Raw genomic sequence first — 24,279 nt, forward strand, 5'->3', positions numbered from 1 at the left:
GTGGATGATGAAAAACGAACTCGCTTTCTCTCTTTCGCGCCGACGCAGCTTACAGGCGCTACTGTTGTGCAGTGTCTCACCATTGCTGTTTGCCAAACCCGGCGTACCGCGCGCGGTTTCTCTGTTTCAGGGGGCCACCGACAGCCTGGCCGCGCTGGGCGTTACGCCCTGCGGCATTGTTGAATCCTGGGCGGAAAAACCGGTGTATCGCTATTTGCGCCCGCAGCTTTCCGGCGTGCCGCAACTGGGGCTGGAGACGCAGCCTGCGCTGGAAAAAATCGCGCTGCTGCAACCCGATATCATTTTCGCTTCCCGATTTCGCCATCAGGATGTCGCGCCGCTGATGGCGAAAATCGCACCTGTTACGCTGCTCGACGATGTCTTTGAATTCAAAAAAACGCTGACGGTGGTGGCGCAAAAAATGGCCCTGACCAGCTCCGCCGCACAACTCCTTGAGCGCTGGGATGCGCGTATCGCCACGCTGCGCAGCCTGCTGCAACAACGTTTTGCCGGGCAGCGTGCGCCGCAGGTGTCGGTAATTGAAGTGCGACCCGATCACATTCGCAGCTATGTGGCGAACAGCTTTCCCGGCTCGGTGATGTCTGAAGTGGGATTTGCCTGGAATGCGCAGGCCATGCAGGCGCACAGCGCGTCGTTGCGCTTTTCCAGCATGGAAAATATCCCGCTGCTGGATGCCGATCTGTTTTTTATTTTGCTGCGGGCCAACAGCCCGGCCATCACGCGACAGTACCACACCCTCACCGCGCACCCGCTGTGGCAGCAACTGCGCGCGGTGAAAACGCGGCTACTGTGGGAGGTGGACAGCGTGCCGTGGAGCTTATCCGGCGGCATTCTTGGCGCCAACCAGATCCTCCGTGATGTTGAACAGGCACTCAACCGGGGGCGCGTATGAGTGGGCGTTTTCTGCTCTGCGGTCTGCTGCTGGTGGCGCTGATGTTGCTCAGCATGATGACCGGCGCGCGGTTTTATTCACTCAGCCAACTGACGCAGGCGCTGCTGCATGCCGATCCCACCAGCGCGGTGGATATCATTATTCGCACCTCGCGTCTGCCGCGCACAGTGCTGGCTGTTGGCGTTGGCGCGTTTCTCGCCGTGGCGGGGGCGTTGATGCAGGCCTTGACTCGCAATCCGCTGGCCTCGCCGGGGTTGTTTGGTGTCAATGCGGGCGCGGCGCTGTTAATTGTGCTGGCGGGCAGTTTTTTTGCCATCGGCGATCCGTGGATCACGCTGCTGCTGGCCTTTAGCGGTGCCTGCGCCACCGGCACGCTGGTGTGGTTTACCAGTAAAGTCAGCAACGGGCAGCTTAATCCGCTGCGGCTGGTGCTGGCGGGTGTGGCGATCACTGCGCTGTGCAATGCCTTTACCCAGGCCATTCTTGTTATCGATCAGGAAAGTCTCGACACCATGTTGTTCTGGCTGGCCGGTAGCCTTGCGGGCAATGACGTACAGCTCGTCTACCCGATGCTGCTCCCCGGTGCGCTGCTGGTGGTGGCCGCCTGCTTTTTCGCCGGGCAGATGAACGTGCTCAACGCCGGAGAAGAGATTGCCCGTGGGCTGGGGCTGAACATCGCGCTGGTGCGCCTGCTGGCGAGCATGCTGGTAGTAGGGCTGGCGGGTTGTGCCGTGGCGCTGGCGGGAAATGTCGGTTTTGTCGGCCTGATGGTGCCGCATATGGCGCGCCAGTTATTTGGCAGCGACCTGCGCTATACGCTTCCGGCCTGCGCGCTGCTCGGCGCGTTACTGCTACTGGCCGCCGACATCGCCGCGCGGGTGGTTATTTTGCCCCAGGAGCTGCCGGTCGGGGTGATGACCGCACTGATGGGCGCGCCGTTTTTTATCCTGCTGGCGCAACGTAGGGGGAACCATGCCGGATAGTCAGCTTTTGCGCTGCGGGCCGTTTTTCCGCCACTACTCCCGGCGTTTACTGCCGCGATTACTCGGCTGTACGGCGATGACTTTGCTGATCGCGCTGGTGGCACTGAACACTGGCGATGTGGCGATCTCGCTGGCGCAAACGCTTCGGCTGCTGGTGCAACCGGATGCCAGCGCGCACAGCTTTATTCTGCACCAGTTGCGTCTGCCGCGCGTGGCGCTGGCGATGCTGGCAGGTGGCGGGCTGGGGCTTGCCGGGTTGATCCTGCAAACGCTGGTGCGTAACCCGTTAGCTTCGCCGGATACGCTCGGCGTGACCGCCGGGGCGAGTGCCGGGGCGTTGCTGTGGCTCTCCTTTTTCAGCCTGCAATATGGCAGCGCGCCCTTGCCGTACGCGGCGATGGGCGGCGCGGCCTGTGCCGTCGGGCTGATCTTTCTGCTGTCGTGGCGCAGCGGTTTGACACCCTTGCGGCTGATCCTCACCGGCGTTGGCGTTTCAGCCCTGGCGGGCGCGGTAGTGACGCTGGTGCTGGTCTTCAGCCCGCTGACCACCACCTTTTCCGCCTGGATATGGTTGAGTGGCAGCGTGTATGCCGCTACATGGGACAAAGTGCTGCGCCTGCTGGCGGTGTATGTGTGGGCGTTGCCGGTGCTGCTGTTTCTGGCGCGCTATCTGAAAACCCTGCAACTGGACGACGCGCTGGCCACCGGCCTTGGCGTACGGGTGCAGCCGCTGCGGGTGCTGTTACTGCTAAGTTGTGTGGTGCTCTCCGGCGGGGCGATTGCGCAGGTGGGGGCGATGGCGTTTGTCGGGCTGATTGCGCCGCACCTGGCAAGGCTTGTGGTGCGCAATGGCTTTTTCGGCCAGGCGTATGTCACCGTCTGTAGCGCGGGCAGTATGGTGGTTATCGCTGACCTGTTCGCCAGAACGCTATTCCGGCCTGCTGATTTACCGGCAGGGATTTTTGTGGCGCTGGCCGGTGCGCCGTTCTTTTTGTGGCTGCTGATTCGGCAGCGGACGTAATCTGATGGGGAAAATGTGTCTCTCTCAACGCAAAAACTGAGCGTCAGCTATCAACAGCGGCAGGTGATTAACGCGCTGGATTTAACCCTGCCTGGCGCGAAAGTCTCGGTGCTGATTGGCAGCAACGGCTGCGGCAAAAGCACGCTGCTTAAAGCCATGGCGCGCTTGCTGACGCCGCATTCCGGCACCGTTATTCTCGATGGCCTGGACATTCACGCCAGCAATACGGCGGAAATTGCCCGCAAGCTGGCCATTTTGCCGCAAACGCCTGTCGCGCCGGAAGGTATCACGGTGCGTCAACTGGTGAGTCTGGGGCGTTTTCCGTATCAGAACTGGCTGCGCCAGTGGTCGCAAGAGGATGAGCAGCAGGTGAATGCCGCGCTGCGCCTGACCGCAACCGACGCATTGCAGCATCGCCCGGTGGATGCGTTATCCGGCGGGCAGCGCCAGCGCGTGTGGATTGCCATGACGCTGGCGCAGGCCACGGAGACACTCTTGCTGGATGAACCGACCACCTATCTCGATCTGGCGCACCAGATTGAGATCCTTGAACTGTTGCGCCAGCTCAACCGGCAGCAGGGCAAAACCATTGTGATGGTGCTGCACGATCTCAACCTCGCCTGCCGTTATGCCGATCACCTCGTCGCCATCCATGACGGGCGGGTTTACGCCGAGGGCGCGCCGCAGCAGATAATGACCGAAACGCTGGTCAACGAGGTGTTTAATCTGCGCTGTCGCATCATCGACGATCCTTTCTTCCACACACCGTTGTGCATTCCTTTTCCGGGAGCGTCCGATGCTGACGGTTGAAGAGCGTTCGTACCTGCAACACACTTTCCGTCTGCGTTCGCGCTCGCAAGCCGATGCGCGCAGCGTACCGGCACAGGCGCTGCTGGATGCACAAAGCTGTCGCGCGCTGTTAGCGCGGGTGATGCCGCTGATTGGCGCGCCCGATCTGGCGATTGCCGCGTCGCTGCTCGCCAAACGGCTTGCATTCCTCGCGACCGGCAATGTGCTGTACGCAATGAGCGTGTTTGATAAAGGCTTGCCGTTAAGCCTTTACGCCAGCCGGGTGGAGTACGCGCACGACAACGGGCTGTGGAGCTCGTCGCTGCCGGTGGATGTTGACGTAACGCATTACCTTTCCGGCCAGCGCGACGCATGGCGCGAAACGGTGGTTGGCGCGTTGTTTCGCGACTATTTATCGCCGTTGTGGCAGAGCCTGGCGCAGGTAAGCGGCCTGCCGGAAGCTATTTTGTGGGAAAACACCGCCGTGCGCGTTTACTCGCTCTACCAGGGGCGAATGGAGGGGCTGAACGCCCAGCAGACGCAGCGCCAGCAGGCGGATTTCGCCTGGCTGCTGGACGCCGCCACACCCGATCTGTTTGCTACGCCCTGGAATCCGCTCAGGCGCTTTCGCCGGCCTGCGCAAAAGAACGCAGCGGGCAAGATGGTGCGTTTTCGCCGCACCTGCTGTTTTTATTACAAAGCCTCAACGCCGGTGGCGTATTGCCACAACTGCCCGCTGTGCCGGGAGAAATAAATGACAGCGAGCGCGGCGGTGATTAAGGTAATGTCACCCTGCAACATAACAACGGTCGCGCCGTGAAACAGACATTCGCCCTCGATTTTTCCCAACGCGCAGTGATCCCCTACGCCCATGATTACCGGCACGGGGAGCATGAGCACTGGCACACTCACCCGTGCGATCAGCTGATCCACACCCTGAGTGGCGTGATCCGCGTGGAAACGCAGCAGGGCATGTGGATTGTGCCGCCAGGGCGTGGCGTGTGGATCCCGGCGCAGGTGTCTCATGCGCTGCGTATTGACGGGGAAGTGCAGGCGCGCGGCGTGTTTGTTGAACCGCTGGCGCGGGCCGATTTACCGGTGGTCTGCCAGGTGGTGCGGGTCAGCGATTTGCTGCGCGCGCTGATTCTGAACGCGCTGGAGTTGCCACAGGCGTATCAGGCTGGCAGCCGTACGGAGCGCATTTACGAACTGATTCTGGATGAAATCCGCCTGATGAATACGCTGCCGTTTTGCCTGCCGGAACCCACTTCCGCGCGGTTAAGGCAGCTTTGTGACGCGGTGCGGCGCGATCCGGCGGGTGAGTGGACGCTGGAAAACGCTGCCCGCCAGGTCAACATGAGCGGGCGCACCTTGTCGCGCCATTTCTACCAGCAGACCGGTTTACAGTTCAGCGAATGGTTACGGCGGGCGCGTTTGCTGGCGGCGTTAACCCGGCTGGCGCAGGGTGAGCCGGTCACGCAGGTGGCGCTGGAGTGCGGCTACGCCAACCCCAGCGCCTTCAGCGCCATGTTTCGCCGGGTAATGGGCGTGCCGCCCGGCGATTACTTTACCTCGTAATAAACGGCCGGGCGGCATTTAACACCGCCTGCAACGACGCACGGGTAATGTCGCTATCGATACTGACACCCCAGGCGCGCGCGCCGTGTTTATCCTCGCAACAGACATAGGCGACCGAGCGGCTGTCGCTGTGCTTGCCGAGCGTATGTTCGTGGTAGCTCTCAATGTTGATCTCCACCTGCAAGCTGCGGCACAGGGCGGTGATGGCGGCGGAAAGAAAGCCGTTGCCGCTGGCGTCGAGTTTGAGTTTTTTATCGTGGCAAAGGATCTCCGCCTGTAACGTGGTGCGCTGCCCTGGCTGGTTGGTGCAGACATATTCAATCAGTTGCAGTGGCGGATGTTCCACCAGCCCGTAAGTCTGGCGAAACAGGTTCCAGATAGCCATTTGCGACATCTCTTTTCCGTCCGCATCCGCCGCGTTTTGCACATGCTGGCTGAATTCCTGCTGAAGTTTGCGCGGCAAATTCAGGCCGTGGTTCTGCTCCAGCAGCCATGCCGCACCGCTCTTGCCTGACTGGCTATTGACGCGGATAACCGCTTCATAACTACAGCCTATATCCGCCGGATCGAGCGGCAAATAGGGCACTTCCCAGAAGGCATTCGGGGTGTTTTGCCGCGCGGCAAAGCCTTTTTTGATCGCATCCTGGTGAGAGCCGGAAAAGGCCGTGAACACCAGTTCTCCGGCATAGGGATGACGCGGCGCTACCGGCAACTGGTTGCACTCTTCGACGATCTCAACCACCTTTTTCATCTGGCTAAAATCCAGCTCCGGCGCGATGCCCTGGGTATAAAGATTCAGCGCCAGCGTCACCAGGTCGGCATTGCCGGTGCGCTCGCCGTTGCCAAACAGGCAACCTTCCACGCGCTCCGCACCGGCGAGCAGCGCCAGTTCCGCACTGGCAATCCCGGTGCCGCGATCGTTATGGGTATGCACGCTGATGCACACTTGCTCGCGGCGCGAGAAGTGGCGGCAAAAATGCTCAATCTGGTCGGCATAGACATTTGGCGTGCTCACTTCCACCGTGGCGGGCAGGTTAACGATCATTGGTCGTGTCGCGCCCGGTTCCCAGACATCGGCCACCGCTTCGCAAATCGCCAGTGCAAACTCCGCTTCGGTAAAGCAGAAGGTTTCCGGCGAGTACTGGAAAATCCACTCGGTTTCTGGCGCGTTTTCACAAAGGGCGCGAATTTGCCGCGCGGCGTTTACCGCCAGCGCGACGATCTCCTCGCGGCTCTGGCGAAAAACCTGCTCACGAAACACCGGGGCGGTGGCGTTATACAGGTGCACGGTGGCGCGCTTCGCGCCCTGCAGCGCGGCGAACGTGCGGGTAATCAAATCTTCCCGCGCCTGGGTTAACACCTGTATGGTCACATCGTCCGGAATTCGGCGTTCCTCAATCAACTGGCGCACGAAATTGAAATCCGTTTGCGACGCGGACGGGAAAGCGACTTCAATCTCTTTAAAACCGCAGTCCAGCAGCAATTCCCAGAATTTCAGTTTCCGCGCGGCGTCCATGGGCTCGGCGAGCGCCTGGTTGCCGTCGCGCAAATCGGTCGAGAGCCAGCGCGGAGCGCGGGTCAGCGTGTTATCCGGCCAGCGGCGATCGCGCAGCGTTACGGGCATGTGGCGTTGATATTTTTCAGCAGGGGTCGTTAACATTTTTCGGGTCTCCGCAGGGTGTGGTGTCAGTTTCCACGCCGCGACTATTCGTCGCCCCCGCGTAACGGACAACCTGTTGCGTAAAAGTGACAATCTGAGCGAAAAGCCGTGCGGCAGTAAGAATCCGGATGAAAAACGCCATACACGCGGCAGGGTTTCTATACTTGGCTGCGGAGGTACGAAATGAAAAAAATGCTGTATTCATTATTCGCAAGCCCGGACCGATTGTTACAGGTGATGAGTCACAACGACATTCAGGATGCCATTGAAGATGGCGAACGCATTGTGGTTGATGCCGATGGCAATACCTCGGTGAATATTCATTGCCAGCGCGTGCAGGAAGATTTCAAACGCCACGTCGACACGTTGAAGAGGGCGTAGCATGGGAACCGCTATCTTTATGGTGTTAATGGTTTGTGGCTACTGGTATACCTCGCACGATCTCTCCACCCGTTTTAAATTCAAACGCAGCTTCGGCTGGGATGTTTACTTCCTCGTGGCGCTGTATGGCTGCGTCTTCGTGTTACAGGGCATTCTGGCGACGGGGCTACTGTGGCTGTGTCTGTTGATCACCTCTACGGTGATGAATGCGTGGCCAGCGGTGTTTGGCCCGGAGCAGCACCACCTGCATATGAGCTTTATGAACTGGAGCTTTTTAGGCATCCAGGCGCCGGTGGTGATTATGCTCGCGTTTGCGGTGCTGTTTTGCCTGTGGCGCTCGAACTGGTCCGGCAGCGCCAGGCTGGACAGCAACGGCCGCCGCGAGTTGTATAAACACCTCTCGCGCGCTAACGGCGTGGAAGGGCTGATTTATCAGTGTATGGAAAAGGGCGATCTGGCGTGGATCACCCTCAAGTCACAACGCATTTACATTGGCATGATTCACACGGCCACCTTTGATAGCGGCGATGCGAACAACATTGTGTTGATCCCCATGCTTAGCGGCTATCGCGATGAAAACACCCTCGATCTGCACGTCGAGCATAACTACAGCGCCTGGTATGACGAGCATGGTATCGACCTTGCTTCAGAACCACGCTCGGCGCTTGATTTTCGCAAAGTACTGCTGCTTTCGCAGGTGGAGAGTTTGTCGCTGTTCGACCCGGCACAGGTGATGGCGATGGGCATCAACCGCGTAACGCCCCAGCATTGACCATTCCGGCTAGCCGGGTCAGCACATTGCTACCCGGCAGAACATTCAGCTAATCAATCGCTTATTTTTGTTTGTGAAAATATGCAACGAGATATGTCCGAAATGATAAAGATTTATCTTAAGGTGACGATAACCTTATTGTTACGGCGCATTTACATAATTCTGCGATAGCGACAGTTCAGACCTGTTGATCTGCAAGGGATGTAACGTTGCTCTGCAAAGAGCAGCTTGCGAGTAAACACCCCATTACTCTTCTTGCCATCACAGGAATGATGCTCATGACATCATCGTTTTGCCGTTCTTCAGCTCAGCACCAGGGCAGTAACACGCCACCGGTTTTTACAAAACGTTTTATCGCGCTGTTTGTCAGTGCCCTTTGCGCCGCACCGGCGCTAGCGGGCGAGTTGCCCACCGGTGCGAATGTCGCGGCAGGGCAGGTCTCCATTGGGCAAAATGGTTCCGCCGTCACGGTGAACCAGCACTCCGGCACGGCGATCGTTAACTGGAACAGTTTCTCCGTCGGCAAGGGCAATTCGGTCGATTTCGTTCAGCCGAGCAGCTCTTCCGCCATTCTTAACCGCGTCACTGGCACAACAAAATCCACCATCGCCGGTTCGATAACGGCTAATGGTCAGGTCTACCTGGTGAACCCGAACGGTATCGCCATTACACCGGGCGGCACGGTGAAAACCGGCGGCGGCTTTGTTGCCTCGACGCTGGACATCAAAGATGAAGACTTCCTCAAAGGGAAGCGCGTCTTCATCGGCAACGGTTCATCGGCTGAAGTGAGCAACGCAGGCGTGATAAGCGTTGGTCGCGGCGGCTATGCCGCATTGATTGGCGGCAACGTCAAAAACGACGGCTTAATCAATGTCCCGGTCGGCAAAGTGGGGCTGGGCGCGGGGGAGTCTGCCACCCTGGATCTCTCCGGCGATGGCTTCCTGCAGGTCGCTGTACCGGGTAATTCCGGCATGAAAGAGGCGCTGATCCAAAATAGCGGCACGGTGTCGGCACAGGGCGGCTCGGTGGTGATGACAGCCGCCACGGCGCGCAATGCGGCGCGTAACGCCATCAACCTGAGCGGCGTGGTCGAAGCCGACAGCGTTAGCGGCCAGAACGGCTCCATCGTCATTGGCGGCGGTGAAGGCGGCAATGTGGTGCTTTCCGGCACGCTGAGCGCGAAATCGGGCGACGGCGCAGGCGGGAAAATCACTGTCACCGGCGATAACATTGCACTGGCGGGGGCGAAAGTGGACGCTTCCGGCAAAACCGGCGGCGGTAACATTAACATTGGCGGCGAGCGTCAGGGCAAAGGCAGCACGCAACGCGCCACGGATACACACATTGACAGCGCCAGCCGTATCACCGCTGATGCGACAGCCCAGGGGAATGGCGGCGATGTGGTGGTGTGGTCGGATAACCAGACAACCTTCAGCGGTAAAATCAGCGCACGCGGCGCGGGCACCGGTAAAGGTGGCGAAGCGGAAGTCTCCGGCAAAGCCAAACTGGCTTATAGCGGCAGCACCGATCTCTCTGCGCAAAGCGGCAAATTCGGCAATCTGCTGCTGGATCCGCATAACGTGGTCATCTCCTCGGCGGCGGATAGTGGCTCCGGTTTTAGCGCCAGCGCGGACGATAGTGTTATTAACGTGACCACGTTACAAAACGCGCTCTCGACCGCCAACGTCACGGTCTCCACCGGCTCGACCGGCAGCCAGAATGGCGACATCACGCTTGCCACGAACCTTGGCTGGACGACCGACACCACCTTAACGCTGGCGGCGGCTGGCAACATCATTCTTAACGGTAATATCTCGGCGACGGGAGCGAATGCGGGCCTGGCGCTGAACTATGGCATCGGCAAAGATTACACGCTGCTCTCCGGCAAACAGATAACAATACCTGGCGCGAATGCCTCACTGACCATTGGTGGGCAGAATTACACGTTGATCCGCACGATGGCGGATCTCGATGCCATTGACAGCACCGGGCTTGGCGGCAAATACGCGCTGGCGCAAAACATTCTTGCTATTGGCAACACATATACCTCTTCACTGGTTGGCGTCTCGTCCAGTGCGCCGTTTAGCGGCATCTTCACGGGGCTTGGGCACACCATCTCCAGCCTGACCATTAACAGTGCGGATACCTATGTTGGCTTGTTTGGCTATAACACCGGCACCATCCGCAACATGGGGCTGAACTCGGCGCAGCTCACCGCGTCTTCGACATCGCCGTTCTACGCCGGACTGCTGGCAGCCTACAACACCGGCACTATCGCCTATTCTACGGTGCTTGGCTCATTGACCCGCTCGTCCGATGCCACAGCCTACATGGGCGGGCTGGTGGGTAACAACGCCGGGCAGATCTCCTACAGCCGTTCCGGGGTGTCAATTAGCGCGACGAACAGCTCTAACTGGTCTTACTGGGGCGGTCTGGTCGGGCAGAACAGCAAAAACATTACGCAAAGTTATTTCGACGGCTCCCTGAATCTCTCCGGCACCAGCGGCAACGGCTTGCAGTATGTCGGCGGTCTGACCGGCTACAACATGGCGGGCGGCACGATTAGCGCAAGCTACGTTTCCGGTAGCGTTACCGGCAGCGGGATGGGCGGTGCGATTGGTTATGTCGGCGGGCTGACCGGTAATAACGCCGGCAGTATCAACAATGTCTACTCCTCCGGCGTGATTAACGCCGGTTTGAACGCGCAGGCAGGCGGACTGGCAGGCAGTAACACCGGAACGATCAGCAATAGCATTGCAACCAATACCATCAACGTGACCTCCACACCCAGCGCGATTGGCGGGGTGGTGGGTTCCAAAAGCGGTAGCGGAACGCAGAGTAACCTCTACTGGAATAGCGATAACGTCGCGGCAGGCATCGGGCGCGGTGCCAACGGTACGGAAGCGATCACCGGTTTAACCACCGCGCAAATGAACAACAGCGCGAATTTTATCGGGCTGGATAATAAAGTCTGGGCACCGGCCACCGGTTCCGCTACACCGGCGCTGTTCGGCGTGTCCGGTATTGTTGGCGTGGCGCAAACTGCTATCTACGGTACGACCCCGATTACAACTTACTACGGCGCCGGGTTCTGGAACGCTATCAGCGGCAGCCTGACAAACGGGCTTAGGAGCACCGATAACGTCGGCAGCTATGCACTGGACACCACCGGTGTCAGCGCGCTTAAACCCAACGGGCAGCCAGCCAGCATTGTGGGCGTTGGCGCCACGGTGACGCCAGCTACGCTGACCATTAACGTGGCTAACGCCAGCAAAGTGTATGGTCAGTTCCCGGGAAGTGTGAATTACTCCGCGCAAGGCCTGGTCAATGGCGATTCCGTGAACGGCTTGACCTATACCAGCCTGGGCTTTGCCACCACGGCTAACGTTGGCAGCTACAGCATTGTGGGCAGCAACGTGACAGGCACCGGGCTTGGCAACTACAACGTTGTCTATCGCAACGGCAACCTGACCGTCACACCCGCGACGCTGACCATCACCGCCGCGAACGCCAGCAAGGTTTATGGCGATGCGGCGAACCTAAGTGGCTACAGCATTGTGGGCTTGTTAAACGGCGATACGGTAACAAATGTCGCCCTTAACAGCGCAGGGGCCGCCATCACCGCAGGCGTGGGCAGTTATGCCATCAACGCCAGCAATGCGAACGGCAGCGGCTTGTCGAATTACACCATTAGCTACGGCGCAGGCTCGCTGAACGTGACGCCGGCACAACTGGTGATCAACGCCGGCAACGCCAGCAAAACCTACGGCGACCTTATCAGCCTGAGCGATTACAGCGTGCTCGGCCTGCTCAATGGCGACACGGTGACCGGCGTGGCGCTGAGCAGCGCAGGTGCAGCGGCGACGGCTAATGTTGGCAGCTACGGCATCAATGGTAGCGGTGCAACCGGCAGCGGTTTGTCCAACTACGTTATTAGCTACAACGGCACGCTGAACGTGACACCTGCTGCGCTGACCATCACCGCGAATAGTGGCAGCAAAACGGTTGGAAGTACCGCGCAACTGGGCTATAGCGCCAGCGGCCTGCTGAACAGCGATGCGATCGCGCACGTGGATGTCACCAGTGATGGCGCAGACAGCACCGCCATTGCGGGCAGTTACGCGGTGATTGCCGCCAATGCCACCGGTAACGGGCTGGGTAATTACACCATCAACTATATCGACGGTACGCTTGTGGTAAATGACCAGCCGGGCACGCCAACCCCGACTCCGACATCAACACCGGTAGCGACGCCGTTAGCCGCCACCATTGGCAACCGTGTCTTTGCGCAGGACGTGACGCGTCAGTTAACCGGTAACACGATGCTGGTGACCCATGATGCCAGCAGCGCTGGTAGCGCGGATAACGCGGTTATCGCCACGGCGGATCCTCGCCTGGCGGGTGCGGTTTGTTCCATGGGCGCCGATTTAGCCCTTTCCTGCTCCGGCAAGTAAAAATAAGAGATAACTCATGCGTTTATTTTCACACTCTTCACTTTTAGCACCGACATTGTTGAGCCTGAGTATCGCCGCGAGCTTACACGCAGGAACCGCGATGGCGGCTCCTGGCGCCGGCCAACTGGTGCAACCCTCTTATGCGCCGGTTCAGCAGCACACCGGCGGCGGCATTACGCTGCCTACCACCACCGGGCTTACTGCGCCGAACGGCGCGGAAAAACTGTTTGTCACACCAGCCGGTCTGCTGGTTGAAGGCGGTTTTCCGCAGTTAGCGAGCGAAACTGCGCGCATTGAATCGCGCGTCAAAGGTCGCCGCGTCTCTGCCGCGAATTTGTTTGCCGCCGCGCAGGAACTGGAAACCGCCTACATCAAAGCGGGTTACTTGCTGGCGCGCGTCAGCCTGCCGCCGCAACAAATCAAAGATGGTGCGCCGCTGCATGTGGTGGTAACCGACGGTTACGTGGAAAAAGTGGATGCCTCTGCGCTGCCGGACACCGCGCGCCGCCGGGTGGAAAGCCTGTTGCAACCGCTGGTGGGCGAGAAACATTTAACCCGTAAAGCGCTCGAGCGGCGTTTGCTGCTGGCGGGTGACACGCCGGGCGTGATGTTGAAATCGACCCTCAAACCGGGCAGCAAACCGGGCTCAACGGTGCTGATTGTTGATGGCCGCTACGATCCGCTTGCCGGGCTGGTAACCTTTGATAACGGCCTTTCTGACGAACTGGGTAAATACTCACTCGGGCTTGGCGGGCAGCTTAATAACCTGACGGGTTTTGGCGAGCAGGTATACGCGCGCCTGAACGGTTACCCGCGCGGCGATAACCCGTTTACGGATACGCAGCCGCGTAACCGCCAGTGGGCGCTCGGCGTGGTTGTACCGCTTGGCACAGATGGTTTGTGGATGAACGTCGAAGGGGTGGACAGCCGCACCAAACCGAAAACCGACAGCGGGCTGACCTCGCGCGATCATTTCCAGCGCCTGTCGACACGCCTGGGTTACCACTGGGTGCGTGCGCGTGATTTTAACACCTCGACTTTGCTGTCGCTGGATGTGCAAAACGAAACGCAGCACTTGCAGTTCAATAACACCGACGTGCCGTTTACCGAGGATCATCTGCGCATTGTACGCGTGGCACAGTCGATGGATTACACCACCGATTTTGACGCGCGTTTCGCCTCCAGCCTGACAGCCTCTTTTGGTATCGACGGCCTGGGCGCACGCCACGGCACCATCGATCTGCCGATGAGCCGAAACGGTGCCGATCCCGATTTCCAGAAACTGGAGCTGACCATGAACTACAGCCAGCCGCTGGTGGATGGCAAAGTACAACTCTCCCTTTCTGGCCTGGCGCAAACCTCGTTTGACCAGGCCCTGCCATCTTCTGAGCAGGCTTCACTTGGCGGCAGCAGCTGGCTGTCGGCGTTTGATTCCGGCACAGTCAGCGGAGATAGCGCTCTGGCCGCGCGTGCTGAAGTTGGCTTACCGCAGCCGCTAGGCGCGTTCTCCTGGGCACCCGACTTTGGCAGCGCGGTAATGCCATACGTCTTCGGTTCGCTGGGTTCGGTAAGCCAGGCAAAACCGACGGCGCTGGAGAAAAAAGAGGTGCACGGTAGCGCGTATGGTGCTGGTTTGCGCCTGAGCGCCAGCCAGGCCGCGAGCCCGAACAGTGCCTTGCTAACGCTGGAGTACGCGCGCGGCAATCAAAGCGGCGAATCGCAGGACAACCGCTTTAACCTCAGCCTGCTGACCTTCTTCTAAGCCTCGCACTTTCCCGCGCACCGTCCGGTGTGCGGGTTTCTATCTCTCCGCTAAACATATGCGCGATCCCGCTCAAGGGATAGCCGTTGCTTTATCCCGTTGTCGGGCACATGATGTTTTGCCATAACAAACGTCCGGAATGTATGTCTGCTCAGCATAAGGAGCCTGCAATGAACGACATCTTTTTCTCCCTCAGCGTTGGGATGCTGGTGCTAATGGCGATTGCTATTCCGCTGGCGCGACAACGTATCAAACCCAATCGTTTTTACGGTGTGCGCACCGCGCTAACCTTGCGGGATGACACGGCCTGGTATCGGGCAAACCGCCTTTTTGGCAAGGTGATGCTGCTCTGCGGTGTGGGATTTTTTCTGCTTTCGGCGCTGCTTGGTAACTGGCGTGAAAACGCGGGTAACGCAATGATCAGCATCATGCTGTTTTTGCTGGCGGTATCTGTGCCGGTGGTTTGCGCGCTGGTCAACGAATCGCGGGAAAAAAGAGGATCATAATGCGCGAGGGCATTAAAACCTTTGGTGCGCGTTTTGCTGGCCGCGTGAATGCAGAGAAACTGCGCTTTGCCATTGAATATGTCGATTTCGGTGAAAGCGGCTTAGCATTTGAAACAATCTGCGATTATATCGTCGAAGAAGACGCGCCTATCAGCGAAGAGGAGTACCGCCTTGCCGTAGAGATTTTTAACGACTATGGCGGTAAATGGGGTGTTTTCAGTATTGAACATATGAAAGCGCTGATAGTTAAAGAAGGCGGTTCCGCTTTGTGATATTTGCGCCGAAAAAACTGAAAATGCATCCATAAGGAGAGGTGAAATTGCCAACACGTTGTGAAATTGCGCTGGCGAAGGTGGTCGCCGATTTGGCTATTTTCCTTGAGTTCACCGATGAAAACCAACTGGATCAGGACGCCGCCATCAACGCGCTGGAGCAGGTTGCCGCTGAACTGCAAACATTAAACGCAGATGATAAACATCACCTGACGGCGATATTTATTGAGTTATCGCGGTACTATCCAGCCGATAAAACCGCGTTTATTAGCCATTTACCGGAAGCGTTAGGCTTACTGTAGAAGCCGGGAAGATCACCACCAGATTTATTTCCTGCGACAGCAAAAATACTCCGGCATAAAGGTGCCTGGCAGCTTATTTTATATAGGTCGCTTTTAATAACTGCTCGCGATTAGTGTTTTGATTAATAATGCATTGCGTCTGTAAATCATCCTGGCTTGCCGCCCACTCGCCAACTAATAACGCTGACGCTGCACAGAACTCATTTCGTGATGCGATCCAAAGCTGTTGAGATTTATTAAATCTCTCCCAAAACAGATCTTTTATCTCACTGCCTTCAGGATCATTAAGGTGATAGGGCGTATCGTAATCGTTGTTTATCCGTGTTTTTATCTTAGTGATTGTTTCTTGTAGTGATTTTTCTGATTTATTTTTTAAGTCCTCTTTGCATTGTGTCTGGTTTTTTTCATCACCATAGGCAGGCAGTGTAAGGCATTGCTGGATAGCTTTGCCTGAATCAAGCGTGATGGCACCCGCACTGAAAATTGATAGCGATACGATGACAAGTGCAATTTTTATGATTTGCATGGCAGAAGGCTAATCCTTTTTCAGTTCTCTTCAAAGGGTATATAAAAACCACGCTTACGAATTAACTCAACGATTTTTTTATCGTTTTAGCTACGCAAACCGCCAGGGTTTTTATGGCCCAGCGCCCCGCAATGCCAAAGTAGGCCTGTGTGATTTTCTGTTTGTATTGCGTTGCAAAGCAGAGTCTGGCACTGCTGCTAAGCAGTTTCAGGGGGAATGCAGCAAAAGTAAATATTTGGGGGATTTATCGAGGAAGGCCGGAGAGAGGTAAGATTGTCAGACAAGTGCGTAGGGGGCACTTGCCTGACAATGATGGGTTACAGCTTAAAGGCGTTTACATCGTTAAGCAGTTTACCGGCCTGGTGGCTGAGTGAGTTCGCGGCGGTGGCCATCTCTTCAACCATGGCGGCGTTCTGCTGCAGGTTGCCCTCCATCTGGCTGACCGCCACGTTAACCTGCTCAATACCGTGGCTCTGCTCGGTTGAAGAGTTATTCACCTGGTTAATCAGTACTGTGGTTTCATCAACCGCGCCCAGCGCCTCGTTCATCCGCGTAGTCACGTTGGCCGCATAGCTGACGCCCTGACCGACATTCTTGATCGCTTCATCGATTAAACCACGAATATCGCGTGCCGCCACCGAGGAACGCTGCGAGAGCGATCGCACTTCGCCGGCCACCACCGCAAAGCCTTTGCCCTGCTCACCGGCACGGGCGGCTTCCACCGCTGCGTTGAGCGCGAGGATGTTTGTCTGGAAGGCGATGCCGTCGATAATGTCGGTGATTTCAGAGATTTTGGCCGAAGACGCGGAAATATCGTCGATGGATTTTTGCAGGGAACTCAGCTCACGATGGCTTTCATTCACCATTGACTGTACGCGACCAATAAAGGCGTTCGCCTCCTGGGCGTTATCCATATTGTGGCGCACCGTGGCTGACAATTCGTTCATGCTGGCGGCGGTTTGCTCCAGCGATGAGGCCTGCGATTCGGTGCGGGATGACAGATCATCATTGCTTTTGGCGATCTCGCTCGCCGCGACATCCACTTCGTTGCTGGCATCTTTTACGCTGCTCAACACTTCGCGGATTTTCTCCATCAGGTTATTAAAACTGCTGGCAGTTGCACCCAGTTCATCTTTTTTATGCAGATCAACTTTAAGCGTCAGATCCAGCGTGCTGCTGATGGTTTCCATACTTTTTTGCAGGCTTTTTAAACCCTTGTTTAAATAGCTCAGGATTGACGAAGCAAATACGGCAATTAACGCCAGCAAAAAGATAATGGTTCCCACTAATAGCCAAAAAGTATTGATATATTGTGCATGGTTATTTTCGGCGTATTTAGCAGCAATATTATAATTATGAATCAGCATATCTTTAATATTTGCGCTCAGAGCAACAGAGGCATTGGCAGTTATACCGCCATCAGAAACCATTTTTCGAGCCGCGTCAACACCTTCGCTGTGATAAACACCAACCATGGATTCTGCTTTTTGCAAATAGTCATCAAAGGAATCTTGCGTCTTTTTTAATTGCTGTGCATCAATGTCGTCACTAATAAGCTTTTCACGATAATATTTAAATATCTCGTTGGTTTTATTTAGCTCATCTTTCGCTTGCGCCATATGTTTGGTAAACACTGCCTCATCGGTGACCAACAGTGACATCAGGATTTGTCGACGCGCCTCTTCGCGGTGCTGGAGCGCCTCGCTGAGCTTACTGATACTCGGTAAACTATTTTCCACAACGTAATCGAAACGTAATTGCGCATTATCTAATGCCCGGATGCTAAGACCACCGAGCACAATCATGGCAACAAATGTTATAGCAAACACGACTAATAATTTCTTAAGAATGGTCATAACAGCCTCAGGTACTTTCCATATCCAGGGGAACACTATTTTTATCGGCGACTAAAGTGAAACCTTCATAGCGAAATGAATAAAAAGAGAGGTGAGTTTTACTTTTTCATTAGCTTGGTAAGTGTTCGGGAAAATAACCTTTAAATACAAGCGCTAAATTTTTAATGAAATGACTAAAAGTATTATCTATATAATATATTCAAAGCGTGTTGTTATTGAGTGAATAATATATTGTGTATTTTTACCACTATTTAACGCGTGAGTTTAGTAAAGCTGAAATAATGTGTAGCGCAAGAAAAAGTTTATCAACGAAATTATTAGAAAGAGATATTTATGAGTGAGTGTTTTTCTCGGCCTGGCTGGGTAAGGCAGCCTGTAGCGTCAATAACGCGTCGACTGCCTGCGTTGTACTTGAGGCGCTGATATTCTGGTGAACCTAGCTCAGATCGTGGAGATCTTTTTCCAGCAGCGGCGTGAGCGCCATTTCAGAAAAGACGACTTCCAGCCCGGCTCGTTCCGGTGTGCAGCACATCATGCCAACCGCGCAACGCGAGTGGGGAAAATGGCACAGCCGCAGCAGCGGCCAGATGTGACCATCGGTGGAGTATTGTAGCCGTAGCGCGTCGCCTTTGCGGCTCAGGCGCAGCCAGAAATCGCCCGCGTCGCCGGGAAAAATACCGGTCGCCCAGTCTGAATAACCCTGCGTCAGCACGCTGCCGATAGCGGGCGCGCCATCATTAAACTCAATCCCGGCTTTTAGCCAGTTCTGTTCGTCCGCGACCAACAACACGCCCGCCTGGTCATACAGCTCGGAAAAACGCGCCTGAATCCGTACCTGAAAGGTGAAATCACCCGTCACATCGCGCACAAAACCGTGGCCGCTGAAGCGCTCAAACCCGTACCAGGTTTTGCGCCAGAAATCGGTGCTGCCATCCGTGACCACTTCCATTTTGCCCTGCGCTTCACGCCACTGCTGCGGTTCGTTAATCCAGTAAAAATCACCCGTCATGTTTCGCTCCTTTATCTGTGCTGGCGGCTTAAAGAGTGTCGCTGGTGGCGGGGGAGATTGCCAGTGCGGGGCGCGGTCTATTACGCAGGGATCACAAATGTTTCGTCGTAACAAAGGCGTTGTGAAAATAATGAGATATCGTTTTTTCCCGTAAAACACTGCGCTCCAAAAAACGTATCCCATTCAGGAATGAAGGCTTGCAGGGATATGGGGGTTTTGGCTTAGCAAAAGGAGGTGAGTAAGTGGCTTGTGTCTATTCAGAAGAATATCAGTACATCATAAAGGCACTTAAAAAAGCGTGAACCGGGCAGGCTCCCAAAAGCGTTAACTGAGCGTAGTGGAAGCCGTATGGGTTAGATCTGATACTCTTCTGCGGCGATTTTCCGCTCAGTCATTTGATGCGATGAAAGAAGATGGCGCGCCAACAAAGCAGGGTGTAGCAAGCGGTTGCTGCGTTGGGAATGGGATCGACGAGATAGACAGAAAAGTAATCCCTTAGATGCCTGTATGGAGGTTAGATAGCCACCATGAAAATCTAAAAATAGGGCTCCAAAAGGAGCCTTATTATCACGCCAACCGTGGATACCCGTCCGCAATTTCACTGCCAGTAAACTGCGCGATCCACCCCTCTGGATTATCAAAAATCCGGATGGCGGTGAAGTTCGGCTCTGAGCCCATATCAAACCAGTGCGGGGTTCCGGCGGGAACGGAAATCAGGTCGTTTTTCTCACACAGCACCTGGTAAACGTCGCTGCCGATGTGCAGGCAAAACAAGCCCGCGCCTTCCACAAAGAAGCGCACTTCATCTTCGCCGTGCGTATGTTCATTGAGGAACTTGGCGCGCATCGCCTCTTTCTGCGGGTTATCGGCGCGCAGACTGATCACATCCCAGCTCTGATAACCTTTCTCGGCCACCAGTTTGTCGATGGCGTGCTGGTAAGCGGTGATCACCGTCTCCGGTGTCGGGTTTGCGCCGAGATCGCGGTCGGCCTGCCAGCGTTCAAAACGCACACCTTTGGCGTTCAGTTTTTGCTGGATCTCTGTGGTGTCGGTGCTGTGCCACACCGGCGTGCTGGCATCGGTATCGGTGTAAATCGTCAGTGCGCTCATGAAGGGATCTGCTCCGGCTTAATGTTGCTGAAAGAGGGAACCTGGTAATGATGGCTGGCTGCGTCATCATCGCCGCGAATCAGTTGCGTGGTGCGAAAACCTGCCGCTTCGGCGGCGTCCAGCTCCAGGTGAATATCGGAGAGGAACAAAATGGACGCGGGCGGCAACCCAATCTGCGCAGCAATATTGCGGTACGACTGCACATCGCGTTTCGCGCCAACCAGCGTGTCGAAATACCCGCTGAACAGAGGAGTAATATCACCTTCGTCGCTGTAGCCAAATAACAGTTTTTGCGCTGCAATCGAGCCAGAGGAATATACATACAGATCAATACCCTGCGCTTTCCATTTCTCAAGCTGGGGCAACACGTCCGGGTAAAGGTGGCCTTTGAAATCGCCGTTCACATAACCGTCGCGCCAGATGATGCCCTGCAACGCTTTCAGCGCCGTTGATTTGCGATCTTCATCCATAAAAGCAAACAGCACGTCAATCAGTTCGGCGGTGCTGGCTTGTGGTTGATCGATCTCTTCCCGCAGGTTATCCAGGATGGTGCTGACCGGCTCGTTGTACTGCTCGGCTGTGACAAACGCTGCCAGGCGTTCGCGGGCGTAAGGGAACAAGACGTTGTGCACAAAGCGGATATCACTGGTGGTGCCTTCAATATCAGTAACGATAGCGCGGATCATGGTCTCTCCAGCAGGCGACGCTGCATTTCGCATTCAAATAAAAACTCCAGCCCTTCCAGGTGGCGGCGGGCTTCGGCGACATCGCGCCCCCAGCAGGTTAGCCCGTGGCCACGCAGCAGAAAACCATAGCGCAGCGGATGGGTCTGCGCATAGTCGGCGATGCGAGCCGCCAGCGCGTCGATATCCTGGTCGTTGTCGAAAATGGCCACCGGCACGGTGTCCAGATGTGTGGTCTGGCCGCTCAGGGATTTTTGCATCTCAAAACCGTTCAGCAGCAGGGCAGGGGATTTCTCCACCCGAGACAGCACCGTCGCGTTCACAGTGTGTACGTGCAGCACTGCGTTGGCCTGCGGGTAGAGGCGGTAAATCAAGGTGTGCAGGCCAGTTTCCGCCGAGGGTTTACGACCGGAAGGGGCATGGTTATCGGCAATCGACACCTGCAAAAAATCCGCCGTGGTCAGGCTGCCTTTGTCTTTGCCGGATTCGCTCAGCCAGCACCAGTCGGCGTCCTGGCGCACGGACATATTCCCGCCGGTAGCGGGTGCCCAGCCTTTTGCGCCTATCCAGTGGCAGGCGGCAACGAGTTGTTGGAGTTGCAGGTTGTCTGTCATCACCCTTCCTTATAAGGAATATTGTTATCGTATAGACGTCTAAGCGTCTTGATTGCCAAATACTAGCATCGTGTTATAGTGGCGGCAACACGCGTATCACAGGCAGGCAGCTAATAATGAGCAATAATGCACTGATTCCACAAAGTAAACTTCCCGCGCTTGGCACTACCATCTTTACGCAAATGAGCGCCCTGGCGCAGCAGCACCAGGCGATTAATCTGTCGCAAGGCTTCCCGGATTTCGACGGCCCACGCTATTTGCAGGAGCGGCTGGCGTTTCATGTGGCGCAGGGGGCGAATCAGTACGCGCCGATGACCGGTGTGCAGGCGCTGCGTGAAGCGATTGCCGATAAAACCGCCGCGCTGTACGGGCATAAACCGGATGTGAATACCGATATCACCGTCACCGCCGGGGCGACCGAAGCGTTGTACGCGGCGATTACTGCGCTGGTGCGCCAGGGCGATGAGGTGATCTGCTTTGATCCGAGCTATGACAGTTACGCGCCAGCGGTCGAGCTTTCCGGCGGGGTGCTGAAACGCATTGCGCTGCAACCGCCGCATTTTCGCGTCGACTGGCAGCAGTTTGCGGGGCTGCTCAGCGATCGCACGCGGCTGGTGATTTTGAACACGCCGCACAACCCGTCGGCGACGGTGTGGCAAAAGGCGGATTTCGCTGCGTTGTGGCAGGCGATTGCCGAACGCGAAATCTATGTGCTGAGCGATGAAGTCTACGAGCATATCTGTTTTGCCGAAGAGGGGCATGCCAGCGTGCTGGCGCATCCGCAATTGCGCGAGCGGGCGGTGGCGGTATCGTCATTTGGCAAAACCTACCATATGACGGGCTGGAAAGTGGGCTACTGCGTGGCGCCTGCCGCCATCAGCGCGGAGCTGCGCAAGGTTCATCAGTATCTGACGTTCTCGGTGAATACTCCGGCGCAACTGGCGCTGGCGGATATGCTGCGCGCCGAGCCGGAACATTATCGTGAGCTACCGGAGTTTTACCGCGCGCGGCGCGATGTGCTGGTCAATGCGCTGCGTGACAGCAAGCTGGAGATTTTGCCGTGCGAAGGCACCTACTTCCTGCTGGCGGATTACAGTGCGATTTCCGCTCTGGACGATGTGAGTTTCTGCCAGTGGCTGACGAAAGAAGTTGGCGTGGCGGCGATCCCGCTGTCGGTGTTCTGCGCCGATCCTTTCCCGCACAAACTGATTCGTCTGTGTTTCGCGAAACAGGAATCGACGCTGCTGGTGGCGGCAGAGCGCCTGTGTAAGCTGTAACAGGTTAACGGCGGTGCTGCCTGCGCCGCCATGACTGCTTTTACTTCTCGCCCATAATCGTGTTCAGTTTTTCCGCGTCCGGCAAACCGACTTCCTGCTGCAACACATTGTCTTCATTCATGTAGTAAATAGCAGGTGTGGCGTTCGCACCGAGATCGTCCATGATTTTCTGGTTGATGTTGAGCTTTTTCATCATTTCCGGCGGTACGCTTTTCGGTAACGTCAGCGCCATTTTGCCGTTCGACTGCTCAAAGTCGTGCCAGCTTTTTGCCGGATCCTGCGCGCTCATAATCGCTGCTGCGGCTGCCGGGCTTTCCGGTTTGATCACGCCAACCAACAACGTGCGGATCTGCACTTTGCCGGACTCCACCCACGGGCGTGCCTGCTGCCAGAACTGTTTGCAGTACGGGCAATACGGGTCGGCAAAGACGTACACCACGCGCGGTGCCTCTTTTTTGCCGTCCAGCAGCCAGTCGGCTTTTTCCATCTGCTGCCACAGCGCACGGCCTGCCGGGGCGTAAATCTCTTTGGCGATCAGCTTTTCGCTCAGGTTGGTGCCTGCATCGTCGTACATGTAGCCGGAGATAGCGTGTTTGCCGTCCGGCGTGACATAAATGGTGACGCCCATTTCCTGATATTTACCGAGATAGCCTTTCATGCCGCCCGGCGCGTCGAAGGATTTAATGATGGTGATGCCTTGTTTTTCAATGGCTTTTACCGGCGCAGGCAGTTCTTCGGCGTGCAGAGTCAGCGGGAGCAGGGTCAGCATTAACAGGCGCTTGAGCATAAAAATCCTTATAAAAACAGTGGGAAAGAGCAAGGGTAGAGAAAACCTATCACAACCATCGGTAAGACCGCCGGGCAAGGCATTGTCCTCACGTGCCCGCAGTGGTGTAATCAACAACGCTTGATGACCAACAGGTTATGAGCGCAACGCAAAGCCAGCTTGCTGGCGCTGAAGTTACCCACGGGTATTTCAGGTATCGAGGCCACCCGTCGCGGTGGCCTTTTTACTTTTGGCAATTCAGCCGTTCACAAGGTTGCTCGTTGCGGGTTGTTAGCTAACACTTATTGATTTGATAAAGCAAACGCATTGGCTCAATCAATCGAAGTTCGTTAACTTACACCCCAACGAAAACACGGAGGAAGTATAGATGTCCTTAATTAATACCAAGATTAAACCTTTTAAAAACCAGGCGTTCAAAAACGGTGAGTTCATCGAAGTAACCGAGAAAGATACCGAAGGCCGCTGGAGCGTCTTCTTCTTCTACCCGGCTGACTTCACCTTCGTATGCCCGACTGAACTGGGCGACGTGGCTGACCACTACGAAGAGCTGCAGAAACTGGGCGTGGACGTTTACTCTGTTTCCACCGATACCCACTTCACCCACAAAGCGTGGCACAGCAGCTCCGAAACCATCGCGAAAATCAAATACGCGATGATCGGCGACCCGACTGGCGCCCTGACCCGTAACTTCGACAACATGCGTGAAGATGAAGGTCTGGCCGATCGCGCCACCTTCGTTGTTGACCCGCAGGGCATCATCCAGGCTATCGAAGTCACCGCTGAAGGCATCGGCCGCGACGCATCTGACTTGCTGCGTAAAATCAAAGCAGCACAGTACGTGGCTTCTCACCCAGGTGAAGTGTGCCCGGCGAAATGGAAAGAGGGTGAAGCGACGTTGGCTCCGTCCCTGGATCTGGTTGGTAAAATCTAAATTTCCTGTCGTCTTTCACGCCATAGCTGCGTTGGCGTCGCCTGCTCGCCCCGGTCACTTACTGGTGTAAGCTCCCGGGGACTCTCAGGCTAG

At 56.3% G+C, this 24,279-nt stretch carries 23 protein-coding genes; 15 read left to right on the forward strand and 8 right to left on the reverse strand.

Features of this window, described 5'->3' with window-relative positions; genetic code table 11:
* The first annotated feature begins 4 nt into the window (after positions 1-4).
* The 6 genes from RT644_RS14785 (at position 5) to RT644_RS14810 (ending at position 5,284) form a co-directional block, all read left to right on the forward strand.
* A complete protein-coding gene (locus RT644_RS14785; RefSeq protein ID WP_313627158.1) occupies positions 5-913 on the forward strand; it encodes an iron-siderophore ABC transporter substrate-binding protein in 909 nt (302 codons plus the stop codon).
* Positions 910-1,896, forward strand: a complete 987-nt coding sequence (locus RT644_RS14790) for an iron ABC transporter permease (protein ID WP_313627159.1) — start codon at positions 910-912, stop codon at positions 1,894-1,896. Before RT644_RS14785 ends, RT644_RS14790 begins: the two co-directional genes overlap by 4 nt.
* Entirely contained in the window at positions 1,886-2,917 is a 1,032-nt protein-coding gene (locus RT644_RS14795; RefSeq protein WP_313627160.1) for an iron ABC transporter permease, read from the forward strand. Before RT644_RS14790 ends, RT644_RS14795 begins: the two co-directional genes overlap by 11 nt.
* A 15-nt stretch (positions 2,918-2,932) precedes the next feature.
* Positions 2,933-3,727: an ABC transporter ATP-binding protein gene (locus RT644_RS14800; RefSeq protein ID WP_020456966.1), complete on the forward strand. Its 795-nt coding sequence runs from the start codon at positions 2,933-2,935 to the stop codon at positions 3,725-3,727.
* A complete protein-coding gene (locus tag RT644_RS14805; protein ID WP_313627161.1) occupies positions 3,714-4,460 on the forward strand; it encodes an IucA/IucC family C-terminal-domain containing protein in 747 nt (248 codons plus the stop codon). The genes RT644_RS14800 and RT644_RS14805 overlap by 14 nt, the downstream gene beginning before the upstream one ends.
* Before the next feature lie 62 nt (positions 4,461-4,522).
* Complete coding sequence (locus RT644_RS14810; RefSeq protein ID WP_313627162.1) at positions 4,523-5,284, forward strand: helix-turn-helix transcriptional regulator; 762 nt, start codon at positions 4,523-4,525, stop codon at positions 5,282-5,284.
* Here RT644_RS14810 and leuA read toward each other — a convergent pair.
* Positions 5,274-6,944: a 2-isopropylmalate synthase gene (gene leuA, locus RT644_RS14815; RefSeq protein WP_313627163.1), complete on the reverse strand. Its 1,671-nt coding sequence runs from the start codon at positions 6,942-6,944 to the stop codon at positions 5,274-5,276. The two genes, RT644_RS14810 and leuA, sit on opposite strands and share 11 nt — an antisense overlap.
* A gap of 183 nt (positions 6,945-7,127) precedes the next feature.
* Here leuA and RT644_RS14820 point away from each other — a divergent pair, with 183 nt between their 5' ends.
* From RT644_RS14820 to RT644_RS14850, 7 genes are all read left to right on the forward strand, one after another.
* Positions 7,128-7,325: a hypothetical protein gene (locus RT644_RS14820; RefSeq protein ID WP_020456970.1), complete on the forward strand. Its 198-nt coding sequence runs from the start codon at positions 7,128-7,130 to the stop codon at positions 7,323-7,325.
* 1 nt (position 7,326) lies between these two features.
* Positions 7,327-8,097: a hypothetical protein gene (locus tag RT644_RS14825; protein ID WP_020456971.1), complete on the forward strand. Its 771-nt coding sequence runs from the start codon at positions 7,327-7,329 to the stop codon at positions 8,095-8,097.
* Positions 8,098-8,375: 278 nt separating this feature from the next.
* On the forward strand, positions 8,376-12,551 hold the full coding sequence (locus tag RT644_RS14830) for an MBG domain-containing protein (protein WP_313627164.1): 4,176 nt from the start codon (positions 8,376-8,378) through the stop codon (positions 12,549-12,551).
* A gap of 100 nt (positions 12,552-12,651) precedes the next feature.
* Positions 12,652-14,313 carry a ShlB/FhaC/HecB family hemolysin secretion/activation protein gene (locus tag RT644_RS14835; RefSeq protein WP_313627165.1) on the forward strand — a complete coding sequence of 554 codons (1,662 nt, stop codon included), beginning with the start codon at positions 12,652-12,654 and terminating at the stop codon, positions 14,311-14,313.
* A 170-nt stretch (positions 14,314-14,483) separates the two neighbouring features.
* The gene (locus tag RT644_RS14840) at positions 14,484-14,819 is read left to right on the forward strand and encodes an SdpI family protein (RefSeq protein ID WP_313627166.1); all 336 of its coding nucleotides are present in this window, start codon (positions 14,484-14,486) and stop codon (positions 14,817-14,819) included.
* The gene (locus RT644_RS14845; protein ID WP_020456975.1) at positions 14,819-15,091 is read left to right on the forward strand and encodes a MafI family immunity protein; all 273 of its coding nucleotides are present in this window, start codon (positions 14,819-14,821) and stop codon (positions 15,089-15,091) included. Before RT644_RS14840 ends, RT644_RS14845 begins: the two co-directional genes overlap by 1 nt.
* 41 nt (positions 15,092-15,132) lie before the next feature.
* A complete protein-coding gene (locus tag RT644_RS14850) occupies positions 15,133-15,393 on the forward strand; it encodes a hypothetical protein (RefSeq protein ID WP_269231681.1) in 261 nt (86 codons plus the stop codon).
* Positions 15,394-15,466: 73 nt separating this feature from the next.
* On the opposite strand, the gene RT644_RS14855 is transcribed toward RT644_RS14850, so the two are convergent.
* The 6 genes from RT644_RS14855 to RT644_RS14880 form a co-directional block, all read right to left on the reverse strand.
* On the reverse strand, positions 15,467-15,919 hold the full coding sequence (locus tag RT644_RS14855; RefSeq protein ID WP_313627167.1) for a DUF1311 domain-containing protein: 453 nt from the start codon (positions 15,917-15,919) through the stop codon (positions 15,467-15,469).
* Between the two features lie 317 nt (positions 15,920-16,236).
* A complete protein-coding gene (locus RT644_RS14860; RefSeq protein ID WP_313627168.1) occupies positions 16,237-17,775 on the reverse strand; it encodes a methyl-accepting chemotaxis protein in 1,539 nt (512 codons plus the stop codon).
* Positions 17,776-18,211: 436 nt separating this feature from the next.
* Complete coding sequence (locus RT644_RS14865) at positions 18,212-18,784, reverse strand: DUF1349 domain-containing protein (protein WP_313627169.1); 573 nt, start codon at positions 18,782-18,784, stop codon at positions 18,212-18,214.
* Between the two features lie 567 nt (positions 18,785-19,351).
* Positions 19,352-19,894 (reverse strand): acireductone dioxygenase, encoded by a 543-nt coding sequence (locus RT644_RS14870; RefSeq protein WP_313627170.1) that lies wholly within the window; start codon positions 19,892-19,894, stop codon positions 19,352-19,354.
* Positions 19,891-20,580: an acireductone synthase gene (gene mtnC / locus RT644_RS14875; protein ID WP_313627171.1), complete on the reverse strand. Its 690-nt coding sequence runs from the start codon at positions 20,578-20,580 to the stop codon at positions 19,891-19,893. The genes RT644_RS14870 and mtnC overlap by 4 nt, the downstream gene beginning before the upstream one ends.
* Positions 20,577-21,191, reverse strand: coding sequence for a methylthioribulose 1-phosphate dehydratase (locus RT644_RS14880; protein WP_045508930.1), 615 nt, complete (start codon positions 21,189-21,191; stop codon positions 20,577-20,579). Before RT644_RS14880 ends, mtnC begins: the two co-directional genes overlap by 4 nt.
* 116 nt (positions 21,192-21,307) lie before the next feature.
* Between RT644_RS14880 and RT644_RS14885 the strand changes: the two genes are divergently transcribed.
* A complete protein-coding gene (locus tag RT644_RS14885; protein WP_313627172.1) occupies positions 21,308-22,468 on the forward strand; it encodes a pyridoxal phosphate-dependent aminotransferase in 1,161 nt (386 codons plus the stop codon).
* 40 nt (positions 22,469-22,508) lie between these two features.
* Here RT644_RS14885 and dsbG read toward each other — a convergent pair whose 3' ends face one another.
* The gene (gene dsbG, locus RT644_RS14890; protein WP_020456990.1) at positions 22,509-23,255 is read right to left on the reverse strand and encodes a thiol:disulfide interchange protein DsbG; all 747 of its coding nucleotides are present in this window, start codon (positions 23,253-23,255) and stop codon (positions 22,509-22,511) included.
* Between the two features lie 367 nt (positions 23,256-23,622).
* On the opposite strand from dsbG, the gene ahpC reads away from it, so the two are divergent.
* Positions 23,623-24,186, forward strand: a complete 564-nt coding sequence (gene ahpC / locus RT644_RS14895; RefSeq protein ID WP_002894394.1) for an alkyl hydroperoxide reductase subunit C — start codon at positions 23,623-23,625, stop codon at positions 24,184-24,186.
* Positions 24,187-24,279: the final 93 nt, after the last annotated feature.

This window comes from Kosakonia sp., from assembly GCF_032104925.1.
GTDB lineage: Bacteria > Pseudomonadota > Gammaproteobacteria > Enterobacterales > Enterobacteriaceae > Kosakonia.

Bases quoted from the DNA above. Each gene is read 5' to 3' on its own strand.
- RT644_RS14835 (WP_313627165.1), top strand. From the start codon at position 12,652: ATGGCGGCTCCTGGCGCCGGCCAACTGGTGCAACCCTCTTATGCGCCG.
- RT644_RS14845 (WP_020456975.1), top strand. From the start codon at position 14,819: ATGCGCGAGGGCATTAAAACCTTTGGTGCGCGTTTTGCTGGCCGCGTG.
- RT644_RS14805 (WP_313627161.1), top strand. From the start codon at position 3,714: ATGCTGACGGTTGAAGAGCGTTCGTACCTGCAACACACTTTCCGTCTG.
- RT644_RS14790 (WP_313627159.1), top strand. From the start codon at position 910: ATGAGTGGGCGTTTTCTGCTCTGCGGTCTGCTGCTGGTGGCGCTGATG.
- RT644_RS14860 (WP_313627168.1), bottom strand. From the start codon at position 17,775: ATGACCATTCTTAAGAAATTATTAGTCGTGTTTGCTATAACATTTGTT.
- ahpC (WP_002894394.1), top strand. From the start codon at position 23,623: ATGTCCTTAATTAATACCAAGATTAAACCTTTTAAAAACCAGGCGTTC.
- dsbG (WP_020456990.1), bottom strand. From the start codon at position 23,255: ATGCTCAAGCGCCTGTTAATGCTGACCCTGCTCCCGCTGACTCTGCAC.
- RT644_RS14785 (WP_313627158.1), top strand. From the start codon at position 5: ATGATGAAAAACGAACTCGCTTTCTCTCTTTCGCGCCGACGCAGCTTA.
- RT644_RS14840 (WP_313627166.1), top strand. From the start codon at position 14,484: ATGAACGACATCTTTTTCTCCCTCAGCGTTGGGATGCTGGTGCTAATG.
- RT644_RS14820 (WP_020456970.1), top strand. From the start codon at position 7,128: ATGAAAAAAATGCTGTATTCATTATTCGCAAGCCCGGACCGATTGTTA.
- RT644_RS14865 (WP_313627169.1), bottom strand. From the start codon at position 18,784: ATGACGGGTGATTTTTACTGGATTAACGAACCGCAGCAGTGGCGTGAA.
- RT644_RS14830 (WP_313627164.1), top strand. From the start codon at position 8,376: ATGACATCATCGTTTTGCCGTTCTTCAGCTCAGCACCAGGGCAGTAAC.
- RT644_RS14855 (WP_313627167.1), bottom strand. From the start codon at position 15,919: ATGCAAATCATAAAAATTGCACTTGTCATCGTATCGCTATCAATTTTC.
- leuA (WP_313627163.1), bottom strand. From the start codon at position 6,944: ATGTTAACGACCCCTGCTGAAAAATATCAACGCCACATGCCCGTAACG.
- RT644_RS14795 (WP_313627160.1), top strand. From the start codon at position 1,886: ATGCCGGATAGTCAGCTTTTGCGCTGCGGGCCGTTTTTCCGCCACTAC.
- RT644_RS14885 (WP_313627172.1), top strand. From the start codon at position 21,308: ATGAGCAATAATGCACTGATTCCACAAAGTAAACTTCCCGCGCTTGGC.
- RT644_RS14870 (WP_313627170.1), bottom strand. From the start codon at position 19,894: ATGAGCGCACTGACGATTTACACCGATACCGATGCCAGCACGCCGGTG.
- RT644_RS14880 (WP_045508930.1), bottom strand. From the start codon at position 21,191: ATGACAGACAACCTGCAACTCCAACAACTCGTTGCCGCCTGCCACTGG.
- mtnC (WP_313627171.1), bottom strand. From the start codon at position 20,580: ATGATCCGCGCTATCGTTACTGATATTGAAGGCACCACCAGTGATATC.
- RT644_RS14825 (WP_020456971.1), top strand. From the start codon at position 7,327: ATGGGAACCGCTATCTTTATGGTGTTAATGGTTTGTGGCTACTGGTAT.